This is a genomic window from uncultured Psychroserpens sp., from assembly GCF_947494225.1.
In the GTDB taxonomy this organism is placed as follows: domain Bacteria; phylum Bacteroidota; class Bacteroidia; order Flavobacteriales; family Flavobacteriaceae; genus Psychroserpens.
Map to the genome: position 1 here is coordinate 50,379 of NZ_CANLUG010000004.1, position 24,127 is coordinate 74,505.

At 33.6% G+C, this 24,127-nt stretch carries 25 protein-coding genes and 1 other RNA gene; 22 read left to right on the forward strand and 4 right to left on the reverse strand.

What is annotated here, in order from left to right; translation table 11 throughout:
• Window positions 1–64: 64 nt before the first annotated feature.
• Window positions 65–1,864, reverse strand: a complete 1,800-nt coding sequence (gene typA / locus Q0893_RS10565) for a translational GTPase TypA (RefSeq protein ID WP_298902664.1) — start codon at window positions 1,862–1,864, stop codon at window positions 65–67.
• Window positions 1,865–2,188: 324 nt separating this feature from the next.
• Between typA and Q0893_RS10570 the strand changes: the two genes are divergently transcribed.
• The 3 genes from Q0893_RS10570 to Q0893_RS10580 are packed head-to-tail and all read left to right on the forward strand — an operon-like array spanning window position 2,189 to window position 3,892.
• Window positions 2,189–2,548 carry a hypothetical protein gene (locus tag Q0893_RS10570; RefSeq protein WP_298902663.1) on the forward strand — a complete coding sequence of 120 codons (360 nt, stop codon included), beginning with the start codon at window positions 2,189–2,191 and terminating at the stop codon, window positions 2,546–2,548.
• Window positions 2,549–2,596: 48 nt separating this feature from the next.
• Window positions 2,597–3,415: a 3-deoxy-8-phosphooctulonate synthase gene (gene kdsA, locus Q0893_RS10575; protein WP_298902662.1), complete on the forward strand. Its 819-nt coding sequence runs from the start codon at window positions 2,597–2,599 to the stop codon at window positions 3,413–3,415.
• Window positions 3,416–3,418: 3 nt separating this feature from the next.
• A complete protein-coding gene (locus tag Q0893_RS10580) occupies window positions 3,419–3,892 on the forward strand; it encodes a GNAT family N-acetyltransferase (protein WP_298902661.1) in 474 nt (157 codons plus the stop codon).
• Between the two features lie 49 nt (window positions 3,893–3,941).
• On the opposite strand, the gene Q0893_RS10585 is transcribed toward Q0893_RS10580, so the two are convergent.
• Window positions 3,942–4,301 (reverse strand): DUF1801 domain-containing protein, encoded by a 360-nt coding sequence (locus Q0893_RS10585; RefSeq protein ID WP_298902660.1) that lies wholly within the window; start codon window positions 4,299–4,301, stop codon window positions 3,942–3,944.
• Window positions 4,302–4,307: 6 nt separating this feature from the next.
• Window positions 4,308–4,664 carry a hypothetical protein gene (locus Q0893_RS10590; protein ID WP_298902659.1) on the reverse strand — a complete coding sequence of 119 codons (357 nt, stop codon included), beginning with the start codon at window positions 4,662–4,664 and terminating at the stop codon, window positions 4,308–4,310.
• Window positions 4,665–4,713: 49 nt separating this feature from the next.
• On the opposite strand from Q0893_RS10590, the gene Q0893_RS10595 reads away from it, so the two are divergent.
• Genes Q0893_RS10595 through Q0893_RS10655 form a run of 13 tightly spaced genes read left to right on the forward strand, consistent with a single transcriptional unit; the run spans window position 4,714 to window position 15,120 of the window.
• Entirely contained in the window at window positions 4,714–5,694 is a 981-nt protein-coding gene (locus Q0893_RS10595) for a transglutaminase domain-containing protein (RefSeq protein WP_298902658.1), read from the forward strand.
• A gap of 50 nt (window positions 5,695–5,744) precedes the next feature.
• Window positions 5,745–6,374: a hypothetical protein gene (locus Q0893_RS10600; protein WP_298902657.1), complete on the forward strand. Its 630-nt coding sequence runs from the start codon at window positions 5,745–5,747 to the stop codon at window positions 6,372–6,374.
• A 45-nt stretch (window positions 6,375–6,419) separates the two neighbouring features.
• Window positions 6,420–6,713, forward strand: a complete 294-nt coding sequence (locus tag Q0893_RS10605) for a transcriptional regulator (RefSeq protein WP_298902655.1) — start codon at window positions 6,420–6,422, stop codon at window positions 6,711–6,713.
• A 51-nt stretch (window positions 6,714–6,764) separates the two neighbouring features.
• Window positions 6,765–7,529 carry an oxygenase MpaB family protein gene (locus tag Q0893_RS10610; RefSeq protein ID WP_299275299.1) on the forward strand — a complete coding sequence of 255 codons (765 nt, stop codon included), beginning with the start codon at window positions 6,765–6,767 and terminating at the stop codon, window positions 7,527–7,529.
• Window positions 7,530–7,588: 59 nt separating this feature from the next.
• On the forward strand, window positions 7,589–8,986 hold the full coding sequence (locus tag Q0893_RS10615; protein WP_299275302.1) for a DUF4173 domain-containing protein: 1,398 nt from the start codon (window positions 7,589–7,591) through the stop codon (window positions 8,984–8,986).
• A gap of 1 nt (window position 8,987) precedes the next feature.
• The gene (locus Q0893_RS10620) at window positions 8,988–9,362 is read left to right on the forward strand and encodes a hypothetical protein (protein WP_299275305.1); all 375 of its coding nucleotides are present in this window, start codon (window positions 8,988–8,990) and stop codon (window positions 9,360–9,362) included.
• The gene (locus Q0893_RS10625) at window positions 9,359–9,850 is read left to right on the forward strand and encodes a Coq4 family protein (RefSeq protein WP_298902650.1); all 492 of its coding nucleotides are present in this window, start codon (window positions 9,359–9,361) and stop codon (window positions 9,848–9,850) included. The genes Q0893_RS10620 and Q0893_RS10625 overlap by 4 nt, the downstream gene beginning before the upstream one ends.
• Before the next feature lies 1 nt (window position 9,851).
• The gene (locus Q0893_RS10630) at window positions 9,852–10,142 is read left to right on the forward strand and encodes a hypothetical protein (RefSeq protein WP_298902649.1); all 291 of its coding nucleotides are present in this window, start codon (window positions 9,852–9,854) and stop codon (window positions 10,140–10,142) included.
• Window positions 10,143–10,146: 4 nt separating this feature from the next.
• On the forward strand, window positions 10,147–10,776 hold the full coding sequence (locus Q0893_RS10635) for an ElyC/SanA/YdcF family protein (protein ID WP_298902647.1): 630 nt from the start codon (window positions 10,147–10,149) through the stop codon (window positions 10,774–10,776).
• Window positions 10,773–11,156, forward strand: a complete 384-nt coding sequence (locus tag Q0893_RS10640) for a DUF2809 domain-containing protein (protein ID WP_298902646.1) — start codon at window positions 10,773–10,775, stop codon at window positions 11,154–11,156. Before Q0893_RS10635 ends, Q0893_RS10640 begins: the two co-directional genes overlap by 4 nt.
• A complete protein-coding gene (locus Q0893_RS10645; protein ID WP_299275311.1) occupies window positions 11,144–11,821 on the forward strand; it encodes a DUF1361 domain-containing protein in 678 nt (225 codons plus the stop codon). Before Q0893_RS10640 ends, Q0893_RS10645 begins: the two co-directional genes overlap by 13 nt.
• On the forward strand, window positions 11,808–12,326 hold the full coding sequence (xrtK, locus tag Q0893_RS10650; protein WP_298902643.1) for an exosortase K: 519 nt from the start codon (window positions 11,808–11,810) through the stop codon (window positions 12,324–12,326). The genes Q0893_RS10645 and xrtK overlap by 14 nt, the downstream gene beginning before the upstream one ends.
• The gene (locus Q0893_RS10655; protein WP_299275315.1) at window positions 12,310–15,120 is read left to right on the forward strand and encodes an MSEP-CTERM sorting domain-containing protein; all 2,811 of its coding nucleotides are present in this window, start codon (window positions 12,310–12,312) and stop codon (window positions 15,118–15,120) included. Before xrtK ends, Q0893_RS10655 begins: the two co-directional genes overlap by 17 nt.
• Before the next feature lie 6 nt (window positions 15,121–15,126).
• Here Q0893_RS10655 and Q0893_RS10660 read toward each other — a convergent pair whose 3' ends face one another.
• Entirely contained in the window at window positions 15,127–16,332 is a 1,206-nt protein-coding gene (locus tag Q0893_RS10660; protein WP_299275317.1) for an NAD(P)-dependent oxidoreductase, read from the reverse strand.
• Between the two features lie 217 nt (window positions 16,333–16,549).
• Between Q0893_RS10660 and ssrA the strand changes: the two genes are divergently transcribed.
• From ssrA to Q0893_RS10690, 6 genes are all read left to right on the forward strand, one after another.
• Window positions 16,550–16,944: a transfer-messenger RNA gene (gene ssrA, locus Q0893_RS10665) on the forward strand.
• 148 nt (window positions 16,945–17,092) lie between these two features.
• Entirely contained in the window at window positions 17,093–17,308 is a 216-nt protein-coding gene (locus Q0893_RS10670) for a hypothetical protein (RefSeq protein WP_298902620.1), read from the forward strand.
• A 418-nt stretch (window positions 17,309–17,726) separates the two neighbouring features.
• A complete protein-coding gene (gene nrfH, locus Q0893_RS10675) occupies window positions 17,727–18,323 on the forward strand; it encodes a cytochrome c nitrite reductase small subunit (protein ID WP_298902618.1) in 597 nt (198 codons plus the stop codon).
• Window positions 18,324–18,337: 14 nt separating this feature from the next.
• Window positions 18,338–19,837, forward strand: coding sequence for an ammonia-forming cytochrome c nitrite reductase (nrfA, locus tag Q0893_RS10680; RefSeq protein WP_298902617.1), 1,500 nt, complete (start codon window positions 18,338–18,340; stop codon window positions 19,835–19,837).
• Between the two features lie 72 nt (window positions 19,838–19,909).
• Window positions 19,910–23,047, forward strand: coding sequence for a cytochrome c biogenesis protein CcsA (gene ccsA, locus Q0893_RS10685; RefSeq protein WP_299275349.1), 3,138 nt, complete (start codon window positions 19,910–19,912; stop codon window positions 23,045–23,047).
• A 411-nt stretch (window positions 23,048–23,458) separates the two neighbouring features.
• Window positions 23,459–24,121, forward strand: a complete 663-nt coding sequence (locus Q0893_RS10690; RefSeq protein ID WP_299275352.1) for a succinate dehydrogenase cytochrome b subunit — start codon at window positions 23,459–23,461, stop codon at window positions 24,119–24,121.
• Window positions 24,122–24,127 lie beyond the last annotated feature (6 nt).

Below are 24,127 nucleotides of genomic sequence, written 5' to 3' on the forward strand. Positions count from 1 at the left end.
AATATAGAAAACTCAAAAACAAAAAAGGAATCTAAAATTAGATTCCTTGTAATAGTAAGAATTATTAAATACTCTTGTTACGCTTACGCTCTACTTCTTTTAAGAATATTTTACGCAGTCTTATGTGATTTGGTGTCACCTCAACATACTCATCTTTTTGAATATACTCTAAGGCTTCTTCTAAAGAGAATTTAATTGCCGGAACAATCTTCGCTTTATCATCTGCACCTGCACTACGTACGTTACTTAATTTTTTAGTTTTTGTAACATTAACAGTCATATCATCACCTCGAGAATTTTCTCCAATAACCTGACCTTCATAGATATCTTCACCTGGATCGATAAAAAACTTCCCTCTATCTTGTAACTTATCAATTGAATAAGGAATCGCTTGTCCATTTTCCATTGAGACTAAACTTCCGTTTTGACGTTCTGGAATCCCTCCTTTTAAGGGTTGATATTCTTTAAAACGGTGTGCCATAATAGCCTCACCTGCTGTTGCCGTTAGTAACTGATTACGTAAACCAATAATCCCACGAGAAGGCACTATAAATTCGCAAATCATACGTTCTCCTTTAGCTTCCATGCTTAGCATTTCACCTTTTCTCATCGTAACCATTTCAATAGCTTTACCAGAAACTGTTTCTGGCAAATCAATGGTCATTTCCTCCACAGGCTCGCATTTAACACCATCAACCTCTTTAATAATTACTTGTGGCTGTCCAATTTGTAATTCATAACCTTCACGACGCATTGTTTCTATTAAAACTGATAAGTGTAAAACACCACGACCAAACACCATAAATTTATCTGCACTATCTGTGTCTTCAACACGTAATGCTAAGTTCTTTTCAAGCTCTTTGGTTAAACGCTCTTTAATGTGTCTTGAGGTTACATATTTACCATCTTTACCAAAGAAAGGCGAATCATTAATTGTAAATAACATACTCATGGTAGGCTCATCAATTGCGATGGTTTTAAGACCTTCTGGTGTTTCCCAATCAGCAACAGTATCACCAATTTCAAAACCTTCCAAGCCTACAATAGCACAAATATCACCAGCCTGAACTTGATCTACTTTTTTACGTCCTAAACCTTCAAAAGTATGTAACTCTTTTATTCTTGATTTCACAATGCTTCCGTCACGTTTTACCAACGAAATATTTTGGCCAACCTTAAGTTCACCACGAGTTAATCTCCCAATCGCAATACGACCAGTAAATGAAGAGAAATCTAAAGATGTAATTAACATTTGTGTTGTTCCTTCTTCAATTTTAGGTTCTGGAATGTGTTCAATAACCATATCCAAAAGTGGCTCGATATTTTCAGTTTCATTCTGCCAGTCATCACTCATCCAGTTGTTCTTTGCAGAACCATATACCGTTGGAAAATCTAACTGCCATTCTTCTGCACCTAATTCAAACATTAAATCAAATACCTTTTCATGAACTTCGTCTGGCGTACAATTTTCTTTATCAACCTTATTAATAACCACGCATGGTTTTAATCCTAAATCGATAGCTTTTTGCAATACAAAACGTGTTTGTGGCATTGGACCTTCAAAAGCATCAACCAATAACAAAACACCATCAGCCATATTTAATACACGCTCTACCTCTCCTCCAAAATCGGCGTGACCAGGCGTATCAATAATATTGATTTTTGTGTCCTTATATATTACAGATACATTTTTAGATGTAATAGTAATCCCTCGCTCTCGCTCTAAATCGTTATTATCTAAAATTAAATCTCCAGTATTTTCGTTCTCACGAAATAACTGGCAATGATACATGATTTTATCAACCAATGTTGTTTTTCCGTGATCGACGTGTGCAATAATTGCAATATTTTTAATTGTAGCCATAATGATGCCTTATTTTAAGCGTGCAAAGGTACGTTAAATTCCGCTTAAATACTCAATCTTAAGGAATAATTCGAAATCCACTATTTTTATTATTGACAGAAGTCGATAGAAGCACCTTAAATTTAGCTAAAACACTGATAATTAATACTATTGAATTTAGGCGTTTGTGTTGTTAAAATTTTCGAAACTTTAGTTAATTAAATGTTATTCTGATAAAAGAATATAATTTCAGTACGTATCTTACGTTATCAAATTGATTAATAGTAAATAGCCTCCCAAACCAACCAAAATATTGGGCGATTTACATCTGAAAAACTCTAACAGATGCAAACGATTAGCAAATATTCAAAATTTGTGCCTTACCTCTATTTTTTAGCGGTAATTGCCTATTGGTTCACCAACGTTAACAAAAGCGAAGGTCTTACAGCGTATCCTATTCTTTTATTTGGAATTCCATTTCTTTGGCAGTTAATTAAACCTAACAAAAGATTAAATTTCACCCTAGGAATTACATTTGTGTGCTTATCATCGTATTTAATTTTGGCTTACTTATCTGATATGTTCAATATTGTAAATGTGTCGAATCTTGCTAAACAATTTATGGTATATGGTGGGATATTTGTGATTGCTAACTTCATTATGGCCTTATGGATGATAAGAAATAGTCTTAATAGAAGCTTTTAAACCATTCGTGATTTGTATCTTTGCGCTGAAATTTGAAATTTTAAGCAGATGCAATTATCAGACGTTCCAAAACTGAAACACACTAATTCTAACAACTTTTTTTTACTTTGTGGTCCTTGTGCCATTGAAGGTGAAGACATGGCCTTACGCATTGCCGAAAAAGTGGTTACAATAACCGATAAATTAGAAATTCCTTATGTGTTTAAAGGAAGTTTCAAAAAGGCTAATAGAAGTAGGATAGATAGTTTTACAGGTATTGGAGACGACAAAGCACTTAAAATTCTTCAAAAAGTTTCTCAAACATTTGACATTCCAACAGTAACCGATATTCATGAAGCTTCAGATGCAGCTAAAGCAGCAGAATTTGTTGATGTGCTTCAAATTCCTGCGTTTTTAGTACGTCAAACAGATTTAGTAGTTGCAGCCGCTAAAACGGGCAAAGTAGTAAATCTTAAAAAAGGACAGTTTATGAGTCCTGAAGCTATGAAACATGCCGTTCAAAAAGTAAAAGATTCAGGGAGTAACAAAGCATGGATAACAGATCGCGGAACCATGTTTGGCTACCAGGATATGATTGTAGATTTTAGAGGTATTCCAACCATGAAAGCTATTGCTCCAACTGTTTTAGATGTTACACATTCATTACAACAGCCTAACCAAAGTGTTGGTGTAACAGGAGGTCGTCCAGATATGATAGAAACTATTGCCAGAGCTGGTGTTGTAAATGGCGTAGATGGTTTATTTATTGAAACCCATTTTGATCCAGCTAACGCTAAGAGTGATGGGGCTAACATGTTACATTTGGATAATTTAGAGCAACTATTAGCTAATCTTGTTGCCATTAGAAAAACGGTTAATCAATTATAGACCATGATAGACGATATTGAAATTAGAGAAGCAACTCTAGATGATATCCCAGAAATTACTGCAATTTTCAGAGACACTGTAAGAGCTGTTAACAGCAGAGATTACAATGAGAAACAAATTGAAGTTTGGTCGTCTGGCGCAGATGATATTGAAAAATGGGAAGAGCGTATTAAAAAATTCTACTTTCTCGTTGCCGAAGTTGGAACAACCATTGTTGGTTTCTCATATTTAACTAAAGGCTATTATTTAGATGGTCTATTTGTTCATAAAGACTTCCAAAGGCGTACCATTGCATCAAAACTACTGCGCATAATGGAATCTCGTGTGTCGTTAAATGGTTACGATACCATCAAATCTGATGTCAGTATAACGGCTCTTGAGTTTTTTGACTCTCACTTTTATGAAGTTGAAAAAAAGCAAAAGAAATCTCATAAAGGGCAAGTATTTGAAAATTATATCATCTACAAAGACCTATAGGACAATTCCAGTTACTAATTTAAGATTGTTTAAATAAAACCCTATAAAATCACTTCAAAAACGACTTGTTTTTATGGGTCTCAACCTCTTTTAAAATTCCAATAAAAATTATATCGTCAATGTCATCTAAAGTTTTATAACGCATAGATTTTACAACTTTACGATTTTCAGACACCATATATTCGGTGTATTTGGTTAAGTGCGCCGAATGCCAAAACCCAACATCCACATAGTCTTTACTTTGATTGAGATAGCAAATAGGACGTGTTCCAAGGTAATAACACGGAATACGCCATTTATATTTCATTTCAGCATTTGGAAACGTATGCTCAATGAGTATCTGCACATGCAAAAGAATCGATTTGTATGGCTCGGGTTGTTTAAGGATATACGCTTCGGCAGGATTCACATCAATTTAAAAAATTCGAAGAATTCCAACCACTAAAAGTCCAATACCAATAATGGCTTTAAATGGCATTAATTTATCAGACAATTTCTTCAAACTATCACCAAAGGCTGGTGCCTTACCAATAACATGTGTTAAGAGTAAAAACCCACCAACGATGCCAACAGTATTATAGATAGGAGCACTCCAAAACTTTAAAATAGCCAATACTATTAATCCACCTCCAATAACCGTTTGAAAAGGTGCTAAAACACCAGCAATTTTGTTAAAGAAGTTACTCTCCCCATCCCATTTATCTAAAGTTGCAAGCCCTAATAATAGTCCTCCAGAAATAAAGGCAATAGTCAATAAAAATCCAGTCATCATTTAAAAATATTAATTGTTATCCCATAAATATAATTATTATCTTTAGTTTATGAGATACATTTTTTTAACATTATCGTTGTTGATGACCACTTTTGTCTATTCGCAAAACTATGAATGGATAGATAACAAAGTAAAACAATACCCTAATTATGGTACTCTTGAAGTATTGGTTGACAGGGTTTCCAAAGACTTCAACACTGAAGAAGAAAAGGTAAGAGCCTATTATACTTGGATAGCACATAATATTACTTATGATCTTAATCGATACTATAGTTTTAATCCACCTGAAATGCGAATCACTTTTGACTCTGAGCGGCTCAATAGAAGTATTCAAAAGCAGCGCAACGCGAAATTGGTAAAAAGAATATTAACGTATAAAAAAGCAATGTGTATAGAATTTAGTACGTTGTTTAACGAACTCTGTTTACGCTCTGGAATTCAATCCCAAATTATAAAAGGCATTACTAAATTGTCTACGAACGAAATTAACACAACTCGAAACATAAAGAATCATGCTTGGAATGCTGTAAAAATCAACAATAAATGGCAACTTATAGACGTCACATGGTCTACAGGTTATGAAAATATGAAAACAAAATCTTGGATTCAACGCTTTAATGATTTTTACTTTTTCACAGATCCGTATGAATTTTTAAGTTCTCACCTTCCCCAATATCAACATTTACAATTTGTATCGCATCCCATAAGTATAAAGTCATTCTTTGAAACACCAGTATTTTACTCTAAATATTTTGAAAGTGGCGTTAGAATCGCTAATAATCAAAAAGGCCTTATCGAATTGAAAGAGAAAAACAATACCATTACAATTGTGTTTAAAGAAAAAGCCAAGGCTTCAAAAATTTATTACAAATTTGAAAACAAAAAACACTCTAAAGAGCTGCACTTCAAAAAAAACAAACACAATCTTTATGTGGCTTCGCTAAATTACAAATCAAACACCTCCTCTTCAGATGTGCTGAGTCTTTATTTTGAAAACGAGAAGATTCTAGATTTTAAAATAGAAAAATAGTTGCGTATTTCGCTTTATTTTTTTTACTTTGTATTTCAAAGTACTTTATTATGGAATCAAAAGATTATCTTAAAGATATAAGTGATATTAAAACTATGATGAGCAAATCATCTCGTTTTTTATCCATTAGTGGTCTCTCTGGAATACTCGCAGGCATCTATGCATTGATAGGGGCTTACATAGGCTATGGCATCATTTACGCAGACAACATGGTAACTGTTGACGGATACAGAACCTTACTCATAACTGAGGAAAGCACGATGTACATTTTTCTGGTCGCTATCACTGTGGTTGTCATGTCTATACTTACAGGTATTGTTCTAAGCTATGCAAAAGCCAAGAAGCAAAACGAAAGTATGTGGGATTCAACATCAAAACGGCTGATTATTAATTTTTTAATCCCGTTGATTACTGGAGGCATCTTTATCATGTTGCTATTAGAAAAAAATGTATACGCCCTTGTTGCTCCTCTAACGATGATTTTTTACGGCTTAGCTTGCGTTAATGCCAGCAAGTATACTTTAGGATATATTAGATATTTAGGAATCACAATGATTATTATTGGATTAATCTCTACTTACTTTTTAGGCTATGGCTTGTTTTTTTGGGCCTTAGGATTTGGAGTTTGTCATATTTTCTATGGAACTATTATGCATTTTAAGTACGATAGAATGAAATAAGTTTTGCTTTGCATAACTTTGAATTATGAATCTGAAACCAGAAGCGTGAGTATAATTAACAACATAAACAAAGCATTTGACCATCGCATTAGATTAGGCATTATGTCTATTTTAATGGTTAATGAATATGCAGATTTCAATATGCTAAAAAACCTACTAGGCGCAACAGATGGAAACCTTGCAAGTCACACAAAAGCTTTAGAAAAAGCAGATTATATAAAAGTGGAAAAACAATTTATTGGTAGAAAACCAAATACGCGCTACTCTGCCACTAAATTAGGTAAGGCCGAATTTAAAAAACACATAGAAGCGCTCGAAAAATTAATTAATAAACAATAAAAAAATTTATAAATCTACTTTGAATTTCAAAGTAAAAAAAACACAAACGAAATGGCATACTTTGTAGATAAAAACTCAATAGTTAGAGAAATTTGGGGCAAAAGCGACACCATACTCTTGGTTTTTGCAGGTGCTTCTGCCGAGTTTGCCCTCAATAAAGCCGTAGATTGGCTCTATTTTACTGGACAACTTCCCAAAGATCCCTTAGGACGTCTATTTTCTACGGTTTCTTACGCTCGAAAAATTGTTTTTTCTGAAAAAGAAAAGGCGCACAAAGCTATTGATACCATAACTAACATACATCATGCTATAGAACAACAACGCGGGCAAGCCATTCCAAATTGGGCTTATAAAGATGTATTGTTCATGCTCATAGACTATTCGATTCGATCTTTCGAAATTTTAGAACGACCACTTGATATTCTAGAAAAGGAAGAGGTTTATAAGGTCTTTTATAAGGTAGGAAAGCGCATGAACATACAAGAACTACCCAAAGATTATGTGCATTTTAAACACATGCGCTCATTACATATTGCGGAGAATTTGCATAATAGCAGCTATACGAAAGATCTCTATAAACAGTATAGGAAACATTTGGGGTTTATGAGATATAAACTGTTACTAGAGTCTCAGCGACTCATTTGCCCAAAAATGGTTAATGCTTATTTAAATAAGAGAAAAGCATCACTATTAAGACCTCTTATTTATCTATATAAATTATGTAGATCCATAAGGCTAGACGCCCTACTTAAAAACATGCTATTGCCATCAAATTATAAAAAAGAAATCAAATCATTAAACCATATAAACGCCTAGATAACGTCATTTTTTTTAATCTTAAACTTTGAAATTCAAAGTACTTTAAAACAAGCATTATGAAACATATAATAACCATTATTGCCTCCTTAGCATTCAGTACACTTTTTTATGAAAAGCATATAGGACTAAATCTTTCCATTTTTTCTATAATAACGATTGGTGTATTGGCATTTTACAATCTAAGCGCCTTTAAAAACAAACAAACGATACTGCATACGTTTATTTATTTGGTAACGGCTGTAATTGTATTCATGCAACACTCTTACCTTTCAATTATTGCCAATTGCGCCGCATTTTTCACCTTAATAGGTGTAGTTTCACAACGTGATACTTCGGTGTATATCTATTGGCTAAATGGTCTTTACACTTCTATTGCTGGATTTTTTCACAGAAATTTTGAAGCTAGCCAGACGAAAGAACAAGTTAAACCTAAAAAAGAAATAGATTGGATTCACCTCACTAAACTTGTTGGTATTCCGTTGGTGTTTATTATCGTTTTTGTAATGCTCTATAAAAATGGAAATCCAATGTTCAATAATTTAGTCTCTCAAATTAATTTCAACTTTATCAATATACAATGGGTACTATTTTCTGTTTTAGGTTATTATTTATTCAGCAACATTTCTAAACCTATTCAGGTAGAACAGGCAACCTTGGCCGATTTAAAAACAACTAACCATTTAAACAAATCAGAGCACATTTCCGAAGAAAAATTAAAAAAGGAAAAACAACTTGGAACCTTATTGCTTGGATTGCTAAATCTTTTAATTGTAATATATATCATTACCGATATTCTGTACTTAAAAACGCATGATATCACTAAAGCATCTACCCTTTCTTATCAAGTACACAATAGCATTAATACGCTTATCGCTTCTATTATTATTGCCATAATTATCATTCTATATTTCTTTAGAGGCGATCTCAATTTTTACGTCAATAATAAAAACCTTAAAGCCGTTACTTACCTCTGGATTATCTTAAACATTGTCCTTATTGCACTTATTGCTATCAAAAATCAAAATTATATTAGTTCATTTGGACTTACCTATAAACGTATTGGTGTACATGTTTATATTTTCCTTACCCTTATTGGCCTGGTTACGACATTTATTAAAGTCTTGAATATAAAAAACCTCATTTTCTTGTTTCGAAAAAATGCACAAATAGCCTTTGCTCTGTTGGTTATTTTAAGTGCCATAAATTGGGATTATACCATCACCAATTATAATCTTACAAAGGCAAAAGCATATGACATTGATTATCTCATAAAACTCACAAATAGGAATGCTGTTCTACTCCACAACAAAAAAGATGATATCATCATTTCAAATGCCAATAGACTTAGAATCGAAAATAAATACCGGAATTATCTAAGTACGGTGAGACAGCGGGATTGGCAAGAGTGGAGTTATGACAACATTGCATTAGACCATAATACTAGAACTAAATAATATGAATATTCGAAATAACCTTGCAAAATCTTGTGTTTTGGCAGCGCTTGTCTTTTGGATAATCACTGGATTAGGCTTTGAAGAAAGCAATATGGTTCTTCTTGTATTGGTGTCTTTTATACCCATATTTTTTATAGCGTCGCTAGTTATTTTAAGTACAATTTGCTCTGTGTTTTGGATAACAGAAAAAAACGGTTTAAGCAAAACACAAGTTTATAAAAGGTATTTCCCCTACTATGCTATTTTTACTTTTGGGATTGCGGCATTTGGAATCATATCTACCAATTTTAGCATTTTCAGCATCGCATTTTTTTCGTCCGCTTTTATAACCACAAGCCAATCATGGATTTGGTTTGCTAAAAACAAACAGGTATGAAAAACATACGAAAACAATTTATAGAATGGTTATTTGAGCACTCTCAAAACCTTTACACCAAACTATTTAAAAATCATGAAGCCTGGGGTATTTATAGGGCAGAACTCCTCAATTATCCTAAATCTTCATTTGGTAGACATCTAGGTGAGTTTTTAGACACTAACGATTTTGAACTCATTGCCAAAGTAGAACGCCATGATGCCTATCACACCTTAACAGGCTATGGCGTAACAGTAGAAGATGAAATTGCTTTACAATGCTTATGTTTTGGTAACGGAAAACGTAGTCCCTACCTCTATGGTGCCATGATTTTAGGCATTGTTATACTACCCGATTATTACAACTATTACTACCGCTCTTATCATATTGGAAAACAGGCTAACACGTTTCATCACTTTGATTACAAACACCTGCTTCATGTAGATATTAACGACTTAAGACAGGCTATTTTTTCGAGATCACAGCGTAAAACTCTTATACTCAATTAAAATGGATAGACTACAATTTGTGACAAAAGCAGCATTAACATTTTTTAGTATTGGAACCTTACTTTTAATACTACAACTTTGTTTTAAAACCGAATCTGGGATTGCAATAATTGACCTATACTATCTGTTATTTGCTATAGTGATCAATAGTCTGATCCTCTTGGTTTTGATTGGATACTTAATTATTAAAGACAATAAACTAAAAACTTTAAAATCTATAGGCATTTTAATCACTAATATACCCATCGCAGATGGTTATTTCTATGTGGTGATTTACTATAACTTATTTTAATATTATGAAGAAACTTAAACTTTTAGCGCTCCTCGCTGTATTTCTCTTATTTGGTCTCATTATCACCAACTATATGGTAAGTTATCAAGCTAAAGATTATATATATAAGTCGACAAGCTCTATACCAAAAAATAAAGTTGGTTTACTTCTTGGGACAGCTAAGTTTTTATCTAACGGAAATATCAACTTGTATTACAGTTATAGAATTAATGCTGCCGTAGCGCTATATAAGTCTGGTAAAATTGAATATATACTGATAAGTGGTGATAACGGAAGTAAAAGTTATGACGAACCTACAACATTTAAAACCGATTTGATTGCCAGAGGTATTCCCGAAAACAAAATATTTTTAGATTATGCTGGGTTCAGAACATTAGACTCTGTCATACGTGCCAAAGCAATTTTTGGTCAGGATTCTATAACAATTATATCTCAGCAATTTCATAACGAGCGTGCCATTTATCTCGCCAAACATAATGAGATTAATGCCGTTGCATTTAATGCTAAAAATGTTCAAGGGCGTTACGGACTTAAAGTACAGCTCAGAGAATATCTCGCACGAGCAAAAGCATCAATGGATGTATTGTTTAATGTAGAACCGAAATTTTTAGGACAACAAATAGAAATCAAATGACCATCAAATTCAACAAATCCTTTTTTGCATCCAGTCTGTTGCTATTTCTTGTAGAAGTATGTATAGCAATATTTTTATCTGAAGGTTTTATAAGACACACCTTTGGAGATTTCTTGGTGGTCATTTTGATCTATTGTTTTTTCCGCAGTTTCATTCAAACCAAACCCATCTATATCGCTATTGTCGTATTCTTTATTGCTTATACCATAGAGTTTTTACAACTTTTTAATCTGTTAGATTATTTAAACTTGAGGCATAGTGAATTAGCAGTTATCATACTTGGTAGCACTTTTGAAGTTACCGATCTTATTGCCTATACCTTGGGCATTCTAGTCATTTTATTAATCGACATAAATATTAAAAACTCATGGAATCTATAAAAACACTCATTTTTACCCGATTTAAGATCTTGTCTTTACTCACAATCTCAATGGCTTTGAGTATCGTTTTACTCATGATTAGAATGAAAATGCATCAGTCTTTTTATTTATTATTTTTAGTCTGGAATTTATTCTTAGCCATCATTCCATATGCCATTACAATTGGGCTTATAAGTACTCCTAAAACAAACAAATTGGTATTCGTAATATGGTTTAGCATTTGGTTGCTCTTCTTACCAAACGCACCTTATATTGTTACCGATTTACTGCACCTCATAAACTCTAAATCGCATTTAATGTGGTTAGATATTCTTGTGATTCTATCTTTCGCATTTAACGGATTGATTTTATTTTTCCTTTCACTGTCAGATATGGAAAAGCATATAAAACAGTATGTGCCATCAAGGTATATCTTTCCTTTGATGCTTAGTATTTTTGGTCTCACTGCCTTTGGTATATACTTAGGGCGTTTTTTACGCTATAATTCATGGGAAATTATAAACGAACCATTGCAAATATTCTCGGATATTTTCAGAATTATATTGGAACCTAATACCGAAGCTTGGATTTTTACATTAACTTTTGCTTCCTTTTTAGCCATTTCTTATTGGATGCTCAAAGCATTTACAATACCAAAAATAGATCTCGCAGATGATAAAAAATAGTATGTATTACCTTATTGCTTTTGTTTTAGTGGTGATTCTAAAATTCATGTATGCTCATGCAGATAATGATATGGTTTTATTTATGCTAAAACCTATTAATGGTGTCGTCGAAACCATTGCAAATCAGAATGCCACTTACACAAGCGCTATTGGATTTTATTTTGAAAATTTAAACATCATTATAGACAAATCCTGCTCTGGAGTGAATTTCTGGCTTATTAGCTTTATGCTTTTCATGTTTTCATTATTAAAACATACACGCACTCTTTTTGAAAACATAATTGTCTTTCCTATCGCTTTTGCAGTTACTTATCTCTTAACCTTATTTGCAAATATATCTAGAATACTTATATCAATTTTCATTGAAAAAAACACAAGTTTTGACTATACATGGATGCATCAGGCCCAAGGTGTTTTTGTATACCTCACGTTTTTAATTCTGTTCTATTTACTAACCAATCATTTTATTTCTAAATCCAATATACGTCATGCGAAATTTGCTTAACCCAAAATGGCTATTAGCTATAAACACACTTCCAGTAGTGCTTCTAATACTAATTGTATATAGCGATTTTAGCATTATTAAAACCTTATTGTCTGAAGAAAATCTATCGTTGTGGAAAGGGTTTGGTCTAACCTTAATTATCTTAACCCTTTTACATTTAGGATATACAATTACATGTATTGTTAGGAAGCAAAATATCTCCATGTATTATGCTTATATAAGTTTGGTTGTTTATATCGCTTATATATACATCTATAGTTTATATACCCAAGACATATTGCCTTGGAGTATCCCACGATGGATGTTGTCTGGAGACATACTATTGTATGTTGGTACTTTTTTAATGCCTACGCTTGCACATTCCTTGTTTATTATTGTCATTAAATTAACATCAAAAGATAAAGATTATAAAGCTTGGCAGAATATTTTGGCTGCAGTATCCATTCCCATAATTTGCTATCTTTTCTTCCAAATTATTTTACCACTATGGAATTTTACAACTTCGGGGTTTGGATCACACGTGATGGTCGTTTTATCTATTGTAGCTGTTATTTTATTCTTATTCTTCTTAATTCGTGGCATCTATATTCTAGCCACAAAAAAAGGAAAGGCTTGGAAAAAATATCAGCTCTTATGGAAAATACCCATAGCCATTCTTTTCCCTTTATTGGGACTTGCCGTTAACAGTGGATTTCTAATTGACCATTTTAGCGGTACACACACTGGTATTTTTGGAGATTTCAGTCATTACTGGTTTTATGTTTTAGCACTTGTAAATGGTATTTTAATTTGCTTACCTAGCGGCTCAAATACAACTCAAAGGCTTTTTTTATTTATTGCGCGTAGCATTACATTTGCCTATACGCTGTACTTTTTTATTGTATTCTTACCCTATTTACCACTTTCGGTATTTGCTATTATTGCCATTGGTGTAGGGTTTTTAATGCTAACGCCATTGGTACTTTTTGTTATTCACATCCAAGAATTAACCTCAGATTACAACTTTCTAAAAGCACACTTCTCGAAAGCTCTTCTCATAACTTTCGCCCTTTTAGGTTTCTTAGTCATTCCAGCATGCATTACAGCATCATACACCAAAGACAGAGTGGTTTTACATGAGGCGTTAGATTATCTCTATAGTCCAAATTATTCTGAGCGTTATGCTATTGACAAACAATCGCTGCAAAACACATTAAATGTGGTTCGTCATAATAAAGATCGAAATGATGATTTCTTTTCTTCGAGTCAGAAACCATATTTGTCTAAATTTTTTAATTGGATTGTTCTTGATAATTTAACGTTATCTGATGGCAAAATAAATACCATAGAGCGTGTCTTTTTTAACACAGAATCTTTTGGTATTATGCCAGAAAACATAAGAAATACTGATGTAAGCATCACCAATGTTTCATCATCAAGCACCTATAATACTGTTGATAATACATGGACGAGCTGGATTGATTTAGAAATCACGAACGCCAATACCGAGCGTTTATTTTCAGAATATGCAACAACCATAGATTTGCCAAATGGTGCATGGATTAACAATTATTATCTCTATGTTGGAGATAGAAAGGAAATGGGCATTTTGGCCGAAAAGAAATCGGCTATGTGGGTGTTTTCACAAATACGAGGTGAAAATCGAGATCCAGGACTATTACATTATCTCACAGGTAACAAGGTTTCATTTAGAGTGTTTCCGTTTAGTGAAAGTGAGGTTAGGAAAACAGGAATTGAGTTTATTCATAAAGAACCTATGGTTATTGATATTGACAGCCATAAAGTTCAATTAGGTGATTCACTAACTCAAAAAAGCGTAACATCTGTTGAACAAAATGATGTGGCTTACATATCTTCAAAAACAAAAGAGGGATTAACTACAGTAAAACGACAACCATATTACCATTTTATAGTTGATATTTCCGCAGAAAAACAAAACCTTATAGACAATTATATATCTACATTAGACTTGTTTTTAAAGAACGATGCGTTAAAGACTCCGCATAAAATAAGTTTCGCCAATACTTATACCAATACGATAGATTTAGATGACGACTGGAAAACAGCATTAAAAAACCAACAATTTGAAGGCGGTTTTTATCTCGAAAGAGCTATTAAAACTGTTTTTTATAACACGCAGCAACAGATATCTAATACGTATCCAATAATTATTGCTATTACTGATACAATGAACAGCTCGATTATTTCTAAAGACTTTAAGGATTTTAAATTTGCATTTCCTGAAAACAACCTCTTTTATCATCTTAATACAATGAGTTATCTCGCATCTCACGATTTGACTAAAAATCCGAAACAATGGATTGATGATGACACTACAGTACGACTTAACGATTCTGTATTGGCCTGGCCAAACGCAAACAAGACTTTAGCGTATTTACCCAATAACACCAAACCAGATGTTGTTTTAAAAACGTCTAATTTTCAATTGGATGAAGCTGAAATAGAGCCAAACAAATGGACATCTGGGTTAGTCATGGAAGGACAATTTAGATCAAATGTTTTACATCCTGAACATGCCGAACGCGATTGGCACAGCCTTGTAAAATATAGTTTTATGTCGCAAATAATGACACCACACACCTCTTATATTGTAGTTGAAAATGAAGCACAAAAGGCTATTTTAAAGAAAAAACAAGAGGCTGTACTTTCAGGTAAAAAATCATTAGACTTAAATGAAGATACCCAACGTATGTCTGAGCCAGAATTTTATGTATTACTTATTCTAGTGGGCCTATTTTTAGTGCTAAAGCAGAAAAAGTTCAGGTGGTTTTAATAGTTATTAATTACCATCTACATAATCTTGTAAGTACTTAAAGCGCTCTGTAAGTTGGCCATCTGGAGTTGTGATTTTAGCACGTTTTAAGATACCACGTTGGTCATCATTAAAAAATGCAGGAATGACATGTTCTAAAAACATCTCTCCAAAACCTTCACTAGCATCTTTAGGCAACTCGCAAGGCAAATTATCTACAGTCATCATAGTAATAGCGCCTTTAGCATCAAATGCGACCTCACTTTCTGACATCGGGTCATAACCATAAAATGGATCTGCTATAGTAGACGGTCTAATGGTACTTGCTACTGGACCATCAATATCACATGAAATATCGGCTACAAGATTAATTCTAAAATCTGGATGCTTGGCATCTTCTCGTGTAAAAATGAAAGGAGCGCCATCACCATAAAAATGACCTGCAATAAAAACGTCTGACTCTTTTGCGTAAGGCATAAAGTTGCTTTCGTAACCGCTTGGATCTTTATAGAAGGCATACTTATCTCCTACTTTCCCATCTTTACGTTTGGCATATTCCATAACATCTGCCATGACATAAACAGGTTCTGTAAATTGTGAGGTTAGATAGAGTGCATCACTCACTTGCTTTATTTGAAGGTGATCTAAAATCTCTTTGGCTCCTAGGGCTACTTTACCCGTTCCTGTTAAGACTATTTTTATATTTGGCAATGTGATCTTATCGAGTTCGGTCTTTACTTCGTCTAAGTCGGCTAAATGCTCCACCTTAGGTAGTTCGAACAATCCATCACGTAATCCTAAAGCTCTAAATCCGTTATAAGCACCTACCAAACCTGCATAACGTCCAAAACCTATAAGTCTTGCGCCACTTTGCTTAACAATGGTTTCGTGGTCATACATTTCGATATGCTTGTTAAGCATGTCTACTAAGAGCTTTCTATTGTAAGGTTGTTTTTTTATAGTATGGGAGAAGTAGAAATATTTTTTACTAGGAATAAGTGCATCTAATGGCACTTCTTTTACACCAATCATGACATCACAATCAGACACATCATCGGTAACAGTAAATCCTTGAGCGCGATAGGCATCATCTGAAAATACGCGAATATCTGATGATTCTACGACAAATTCTGCTTGCGGGAATTGTGCTCTGGCTTCGGCTAGTTTTTCTGGTGAAAATACAACACGTCGATCTGGTGGATTTTTACGTTCTTTAATAATAGCGAATTTCATAGTGTAAAGGAATTATGACATCAAAACTGACAAGTTTGCCAGAATTGGGATTGGTACAAAATTTGCACGAAAATAACAGTAAATGTAGGGTTATACAAACTTTTTGATAACTTTGCATGCTGCGTTAAGGATGGAACGGTTTGTTTGAGCTCCTCGTAGAGAGCGAGTAGTGAGAGCCTGACCTGAAAGAGAACGCCAACATAAATATTACTACAATGGGGTCGACTGGTTTTGACAGCGAGACTCATTAAACGGTAAGCACGTCGTGTAATGGCATTGAAACACGTTAAAGGCTAGACCAAATTTTAAACGGCGAGAATAACTACGCTTTAGCTGCATAATCTGAATTATAGTAAGATTAAGCCTCGTCCTACTAGGTAGGAAAGCTAAATGTCTCCAGAAAGCCTTGGTTAATGGCGTTCTATTTAGAGGCATCGTAAATATTAACTAAGATGATGTAGCGCTTTGATGCATTTTCGAGATTAAAAAGCTAAGTTGTAAGTAGGTTGTCTTTTGCCAGCTTACAGTCGAAAATCTAATAATAGAATAAGCGTGTAGAAAGCTCTTTAATAGCTTGTTTGGACGAGAGTTCGATTCTCTCCGACTCCACAATTAACCCTTGTATTTACAGTAAATACAAGGGTTTTTTATTTAGGTGTCAGTCATAACTTTTTTTAGGGCTCATTTTAGCCATAAGGCAAATTTTATAAAAGGAAATTCCTAATGTACTTTTATTGAAAAAAATTATTAATAATTAGATATGACAACAATTACAAGTATTAAAGAAGACATTATAGAAGTATTGCGAGATGAAAAAACTAGAACATTCCAAATTGATGAGCAATATTTAAATGAAATTAGTTTGTGGCCTAACGGTATTAAAGTCAAAATTAAATTTGACAATACCTCACAAAAATATATTATCACACCAATTAACTGGATTCAAAATTCTGTAAATAGCATAAAGTTGTATTAGTAGTTTTACTAAGCAAATAAACAGTCAAGTGATATTAAATAAACAAATGTCTAAGCTCATCAAAACAAAAAAAGAGTTAAAACAAAACTCCAAACAACAAGGTATAAATTTAATTGCTCGTTTTGTGTACTCGGAAAATCCTTTAGCTGATTCATGCTCATTTTCCTTTACTAATTTAATTCCAGCCAACTCAACTTTCCACATACAAAACCGTTGGTAAATATTTTAGAAAAAGATCTCATTTACACTAAAATTCTATTGAAAAATGTATCTTTAAACGTTGGTTATTCACAATTATTGCTTCATAAGGTATGAGCTCAATAAAAAACAGAATACGAAATAGCAATGCTAATAATTGAGCTTGGGTTCAATTAAAAGTTATACCGACATTACTTAACAATGCAATAAAACAATAGGATTGATATTTAAGTTCAACATCTTGCCAAAAAACTCTAAATGGAGAAAAACAGCTATGTTCTTTATTGCTGTCGTTATTGGTTTGGGTTTATTTATGGCAAGAGAATCTAAAATAGCCTCCTATTTATCAGATGACCCTCAGGCTTGTGTTAATTGCCATGTTATGACATCCGTTTATAATAGCTGGATGCATAGTTCACACCGCGAATGGGCAAATTGCAATGATTGCCATGTGCCTCATGATAACGTCATCAATAAGTATTATTTCAAAGCCAAAGACGGCTTATATCACGCCTCAGTTTTTACAGCAAGAGCAGAGCCTGATGTTATTGAAATGAAAGAAGCGTCTCAAGAAGTTGTTCAAAACAATTGCATTCGTTGCCATGTTCAACAAGTCACACAAGCCAAATATGATGGTTGGTTAGAAGGTCATAATGAAAATAGAACGGGTCGCCAATGCTGGAGTTGTCATAAAATGATTCCGCATGGTAAAGTACATGGTCTAACTACAATAAAGTTTAACCTAGCGCCTTTACCAACAGATCAAGAAGAAATAGTCATTCCGTCTTGGATGGAAGAACAACTTAAAAAAGAATAATAAAACACTATAACATGAAAAATAAAGTATTATTCATTGTAACCATTATTGTCGTTTTCTTACTTGGGCTTTTGGCTTCAAGTATTGTCAATAGAAAATCAGAGGCCAAGTATCAATATGTTCCTAAAGTAAACATTGCTGAAAATGAGCCTAGAAATGAGGTTTGGGGCGAAAATTTCCCACTAGAATATCAATCCTCATTACAAACATTAGACACATCATTTGCTTCCTATCAAGGCGGTTCTCGTATGCGGGATGTCCTTGAAGAAGATCCCCGCTTAGTCATTTTGTTTGCAGGTTATGGGTTTTCTAAAGATTATAACCAAGGTCGTGGTCATGCCTATGCTATTGATGATATTCATAACACGTTAAGAACTGGAGGTCCAGAAGGCAAAGGAGATGGTCCAATGCCTGCTACATGTTGGACGTGTAAAAGTCCTGATGTGCCGCGTTTGATGAATGAGATTGGAATTGCAGAATTTTATAGTGGAAAATGGGCAGATAAAGGAGAACAAGTTGTAAACCCTATTGGTTGTGCAGATTGTCACGATCCTAACAGTATGAAATTACGCATTACGCGTCCTGCCTTAGTTGAAGCCTTTGATGCTATGGGAAAAGACATCAATCAAGCGACACACAATGAAATGCGTTCTCTAGTTTGCGCACAGTGTCATGTCGAATACTACTTTGATAAAAAGCTCCCAGGTAAAGAAGGTGTACCGTATCTAAAATTCCCTTGGAAAGATGGCTTCACTGTTGAAGCAATGGAGAACTATTATGACAACATAGAGTTTTCTGATTGGACACACAAAATAAGTAAAACACCAATGCTCAAAGCTCAACATCCAGGTTATGAAACCTTCGTAACAGGAGTCCATGCAGACAGAGGAGTATCTTGTGCAGATTGTCATATGCCTTATAAAAGTGAAGGCGGTCAGAAATTTACAGATCATCATATTCAATCCCCTTTAAATAACACATCTAATGCTTGTCAAGTATGTCATAGAGAAGAATCAAAAAATCTTATTGCAAACGTCTATGAAAGACAGCGCAAAGCATCTGAAAATCGTATTAAATTAGAAAACTTATTGGTGAGTGCTCATTTAGAGGCCGCTAAATGTTGGGAATTAGGTGCGACAGAAACACAAATGAAACCGATCTTGACTGATATTCGTCATGCGCAATGGCGTTGGGATTACTCGGCTGCAGCACATGGAGCCTCTTTTCATTCACCAGTTGAAACTGCTCGCGTTATTGGAAGCGGCTTAGTCATCGCACAAGAAGCTCGTGTAAAACTCGCACGAATGTTAGCAAGTCTTGGTCATAATAAACCAATTGAGATGCCAGATATTAGCACCAAAGAAAAAGCACAAGAATTTATTGGGTTAGATATCGAAAAATTAAGAGCTGAAAAAGACACATTTAAAAAGAACCTGTTGCCAAAATGGCTTGAAGAAGCAAAAGCGCGTGAAGCAACTTATCAAACTAAAAATGTAGTAACAGCTACTAATTAACTAAAACAAATCTCTTATTGTAAAAATACCTTTCTATACTTATGAGAAGGTATTTTTTTTAAACTAACTTAAATGAATAAACTCTTTCGACTGCTTGCCTCACCAATTCTGGCTATTGTATTACTTTTTACGTTTGCAATAGCGATGGCTGTAGCAACATTCGTAGAAAATGATTTTGGTACTGCAACCGCTTGGAAATTAATTTATGATGCTTGGTGGTTTGAATTTGTTATGGCTGGTTTAGGTGTTTGTTTCATAATAAACATATATAAGTACAAACTTTGGCGCTTAGAGAAATGGCCCTTATTAACGTTTCACCTTGCCTTCGTTATCATTCTTATTGGAGCCAGTATTACACGTTACAATTCTTACGGTGGTATTATGCGTATTCGAGAAGGGGCTTCCTCAAATGTTATTATTTCTGATGCCAATTTCCTCCATGTGCACCTTACTGATGGAAACACAACAAAATCAGTAAAAAAGCAACTGAGTTTTTCGACTTTAAGTGATAATGATTTTAGTATTCAAACAGAGTTTAATAATAAATCTGTTGCTGTGTCGTACAAAGATTTTATAGCGGATGCTATTCCGCAAATAAAAGAAGACCAACCTAACGGAAAGCCCATGCTTCAAATGGTGGTTTCGGCAGGAAATGGAAGAGAAACGGTCTTTCTAGAAAAAGGTGAAATTGAAGCTATTGGGCAACATCAGCATAAAGTTGGTTTTGAAGTTGATGCACCCGATGTTATAAATATCATAGAAAAAGACGGTGTATTTAGTATGCTTTCACCTAGAAACTTAAGCTCTTTTGTCATGGCAACCGAAACGGCAAGCACTATCAAAAAAGACAGTTTGCACACCATGTCATTACGAACATTGTATCGCGATGGTGACGCGTCTTTTGTACCATTATCCTACCATCCAAAAGCAACGATTGGTTTGGTTAGCGAGGCTGAAAAGCCAAAAGATAACGATGAGTTAAAAGACGATGCCTTAGTTGTAAATGTAAACGTAAATGATACGGAGAAAGAGTCGACCTTATTATACAGACAAGGTTTTCTACCAACAACGCATGATGTCGATATAGATAACATAAAAATCTCATTGTCTTATGGCGCTGAACCTGTAATCACGCCTTTTTCTATTCATTTAGACGATTTTCAATTGGAACGTTATCCTGGTTCTACAAGTCCGTCTGCTTATGCGAGTGAGGTCAAAGTGATCGATAATAATACTGAAACACCGCATCGTATATTCATGAATAACGTTTTGGACTATAAAGGTTATCGTTTTTTTCAAGCGAGTTATGACACTGATGAATTAGGAACTGTATTAGCTGTGAACCATGACGCCATAGGTACAAATGTGACGTATTTAGGGTACTTTTTAATGATGATAGGCATGTTTTTTACGCTCTTCGGAAAAACATCAAGGTTCACTTTAATCAATAAGAAGTTAAAAAAATTGAAAAGCGCCTCTCTTCTTCTATTCATTTTAAGTATTTCAAATGTTGCGCTTTCTCAAACTGAAAAACCTGAAATTCCAGAAGTTACTATTGAAATCATAAATCAACAAACTGTTGATAAGCAACATGCTGAATTATTTGGCCGCTTAATGGTACAAGATTTAGATGGACGTATAAAACCTTTGAATACGCTAGCTTCCGAATTTTTAAGAAAGCTCTCTCGCAAGCCCTACTTCAAATTCACTAAAGAAGGAAAAAGTGTTCGATTAGATGCTAATCAAGCATTTTTGGCGATGCAGTCTTCTGCAAATGTTTGGCAATTTATTCCGATTATAAAAGTTGATGCTCAAAAAGGAGGAGAGCTCTTTAAAGGTTTAGATATAAGTGAAGATGGATTAGTATCCTTTATTGGGTTATTAGATGACAAAGGAAAATACATATTAGGTAAGGTCATTGAACAAGCGAATAAAAAGAAACCTGCCGAACGAAGTGAATTTGATAAAGAGGTTATTAAAGTTGACGAGCGTTTTAATATTTTGTTTAATGTCTTTTCTGGCAACTACTTAAAAGTGTTTCCAAATAGTAATGATGATAATAATACATGGCATAGTCAAACACATCACTTTAAGGATTTTCCAGAGGAAGATGGACAATTCGCTCAACAAATCATTCCGAATTATTTTAAAGATGTTAACGACAAAAACTGGATAGATGCTAGCGAAAAACTAAGCTATATTAAAACGTTCCAAGATGTTTTAGGAAAAGACATTATTCCGAATAGAAAACGTATTGAAGCTGAATTATGGTATAACCAACTCAATCTAAATTTCTGGCTTTTTCAAGTGTTCTTTACTTTAGGAGCCATTCTTTTAGTACTATCAATCATCAAAATTTTTAGTCAGAAAAAGGGTGTCGAATTTGTTTGGAACACCTTCATTATATTGACTCTTATTAGTTTTATCATATTCACAGGAAACATCATTTTGCGTTGGTATGTTGCACAACATGCCCCTTGGAGTAATGGTTATGAAATGCTTGTTTTTGTGGCTTGGGTTTTACTGCTCTGTGGGTTCTTAACGTTCAGAAAATCTGATTTTGCGTTACCGTTGTCTACTTTGTTTTCTGGAGCGCTTTTATTTGTAAGCTATTTGGATTGGCTAAGTCCAGAGATTACCAACTTAATGCCTGTCTTAAAATCATTTTGGTTAAAAGTGCATGTAGCAACAATTGTGAGTAGTTATGCGCCTTTAGCCTTATCTGCTGTTTTAGGATTTATGGCCTTATTACTTTTTATTTTTAGAACAGAAAAAACAAAAGAAGTTATTAATATTCGCATTAAAGAATTGACGTATATCAACGAAATTTCAATGACGATTGGCTTATTTGTTTTAGCAGTAGGCACATTTTTAGGAGGCATTTGGGCTAATGAAAGTTGGGGGCGTTATTGGGCTTGGGATCCAAAAGAAACTTGGGCACTTATTAGTATAATTGTGTATGCCATAGTTTTGCATTTGCGTTTTATTCCAGCATTAAAAAGCCGTTATGTATTAAATGTTGCAAGCGTATTTGCGTTTGGTTCTATTATTATGACATCTTTTGGTGTAAACTATTACCTGTCTGGTTTACATAGTTATGCAGCTGGTGACCCAGTTCCTGTACCTAAATTTATTTATGTGCTAATTGCGATAGTGATTATTGTTTCGGTTTTAGCGTATTTTAGAAAGAAAGCGTTCAAAAAATCTTGATGTAAGTATTCATTTTAAAATTCTTTGTACTTCTCTTTGATTCGTTTTCTTTATCAATATTTCTAATGAAATTATTATTAACTACTGATAGAGCAATTTAACGCCAAATAAAGCATATATTTTGAAGAATTTAAATTTTATAGAAAAATGATTTTTATCATATCCTCCAAGGTTTTATCATACGAACTTTGCATAAGATATTATAAGAAGCCGTTTTATTTAAATATAAAATAATGGAAATTTTACAAATTTGTTTGAAATTATTAATCCTTATAACACCATTAGTTAGTATTGGTTTATATGGATTAATAAAAGTAAATAAAGACTTAAAGAAGTAATGTTTTTTCACTAAATTAGTAGGTAATATTCTAAGATTTAGAAGAAGTATCCAATCAATCAAAATTAACTTCGATGAATCCACTCTTTTTTAGAAAAACAATTATTGCTGCGACAGGTCTTTTTCTGTGTGTGTTTTTGATTGTGCATCTCTCGGCAAATTGTATTTTACTATTACCAGAGGATATTGCCAGAGATCTATATAATTCTTATTCAACAACTTTAAGAGAAAGTCCTTTAATTAAAATCATAGCTTACGTTTTATATGTATCTATTATCCTTCACGCATTTTATGCTTTATTAATAACGCTTAGAAATCGCAAAGCTAAGCCCCAAAAATATGTTGTCAATCACTCAAACGAGAATAGTACCTGGACATCTCAAAACATGGGATTGATCGGTACACTAATATTACTCTTTATTATTGTGCATTTAGCAAATTTCTGGGCACGAATTAAACTCGGTATGGGTGAAGACGTTCGGTTAGATCACATGGGTAATAAAGATGTTTATGAAGTAACATATAGCTTATTTCAAAACATCTATTTTGTGATTTTCTATACCTTAATTTCTATTCCTCTGGCATTACATTTACATCACGGCTTAAAAAGCGCCTTCAAAACCTTAGGGTTTTATCATAAGAAGAGCTTAAAAATTTTAGCAAAAATATCCTTGATATATGCAATTATAATGGGTGTTGGTTTTGGGATTATTCCTTTTATCGTTTATTTCAAATAACTAGAA

Coding starts and splice junctions, on each gene's coding strand:
- typA (WP_298902664.1), bottom strand. CDS start 1,864: ATGGCTACAATTAAAAATATTGCAATTATTGCACACGTCGATCACGGA.
- Q0893_RS10570 (WP_298902663.1), top strand. CDS start 2,189: ATGCAAACGATTAGCAAATATTCAAAATTTGTGCCTTACCTCTATTTT.
- kdsA (WP_298902662.1), top strand. CDS start 2,597: ATGCAATTATCAGACGTTCCAAAACTGAAACACACTAATTCTAACAAC.
- Q0893_RS10580 (WP_298902661.1), top strand. CDS start 3,419: ATGATAGACGATATTGAAATTAGAGAAGCAACTCTAGATGATATCCCA.
- Q0893_RS10590 (WP_298902659.1), bottom strand. CDS start 4,664: ATGATGACTGGATTTTTATTGACTATTGCCTTTATTTCTGGAGGACTA.
- Q0893_RS10595 (WP_298902658.1), top strand. CDS start 4,714: ATGAGATACATTTTTTTAACATTATCGTTGTTGATGACCACTTTTGTC.
- Q0893_RS10600 (WP_298902657.1), top strand. CDS start 5,745: ATGGAATCAAAAGATTATCTTAAAGATATAAGTGATATTAAAACTATG.
- Q0893_RS10610 (WP_299275299.1), top strand. CDS start 6,765: ATGGCATACTTTGTAGATAAAAACTCAATAGTTAGAGAAATTTGGGGC.
- Q0893_RS10615 (WP_299275302.1), top strand. CDS start 7,589: ATGAAACATATAATAACCATTATTGCCTCCTTAGCATTCAGTACACTT.
- Q0893_RS10620 (WP_299275305.1), top strand. CDS start 8,988: ATGAATATTCGAAATAACCTTGCAAAATCTTGTGTTTTGGCAGCGCTT.
- Q0893_RS10625 (WP_298902650.1), top strand. CDS start 9,359: ATGAAAAACATACGAAAACAATTTATAGAATGGTTATTTGAGCACTCT.
- Q0893_RS10630 (WP_298902649.1), top strand. CDS start 9,852: ATGGATAGACTACAATTTGTGACAAAAGCAGCATTAACATTTTTTAGT.
- Q0893_RS10635 (WP_298902647.1), top strand. CDS start 10,147: ATGAAGAAACTTAAACTTTTAGCGCTCCTCGCTGTATTTCTCTTATTT.
- Q0893_RS10640 (WP_298902646.1), top strand. CDS start 10,773: ATGACCATCAAATTCAACAAATCCTTTTTTGCATCCAGTCTGTTGCTA.
- Q0893_RS10645 (WP_299275311.1), top strand. CDS start 11,144: ATGGAATCTATAAAAACACTCATTTTTACCCGATTTAAGATCTTGTCT.
- xrtK (WP_298902643.1), top strand. CDS start 11,808: ATGATAAAAAATAGTATGTATTACCTTATTGCTTTTGTTTTAGTGGTG.
- Q0893_RS10655 (WP_299275315.1), top strand. CDS start 12,310: ATGCGAAATTTGCTTAACCCAAAATGGCTATTAGCTATAAACACACTT.
- Q0893_RS10660 (WP_299275317.1), bottom strand. CDS start 16,332: ATGAAATTCGCTATTATTAAAGAACGTAAAAATCCACCAGATCGACGT.
- Q0893_RS10670 (WP_298902620.1), top strand. CDS start 17,093: ATGACAACAATTACAAGTATTAAAGAAGACATTATAGAAGTATTGCGA.
- nrfA (WP_298902617.1), top strand. CDS start 18,338: ATGAAAAATAAAGTATTATTCATTGTAACCATTATTGTCGTTTTCTTA.
- ccsA (WP_299275349.1), top strand. CDS start 19,910: ATGAATAAACTCTTTCGACTGCTTGCCTCACCAATTCTGGCTATTGTA.
- Q0893_RS10690 (WP_299275352.1), top strand. CDS start 23,459: ATGAATCCACTCTTTTTTAGAAAAACAATTATTGCTGCGACAGGTCTT.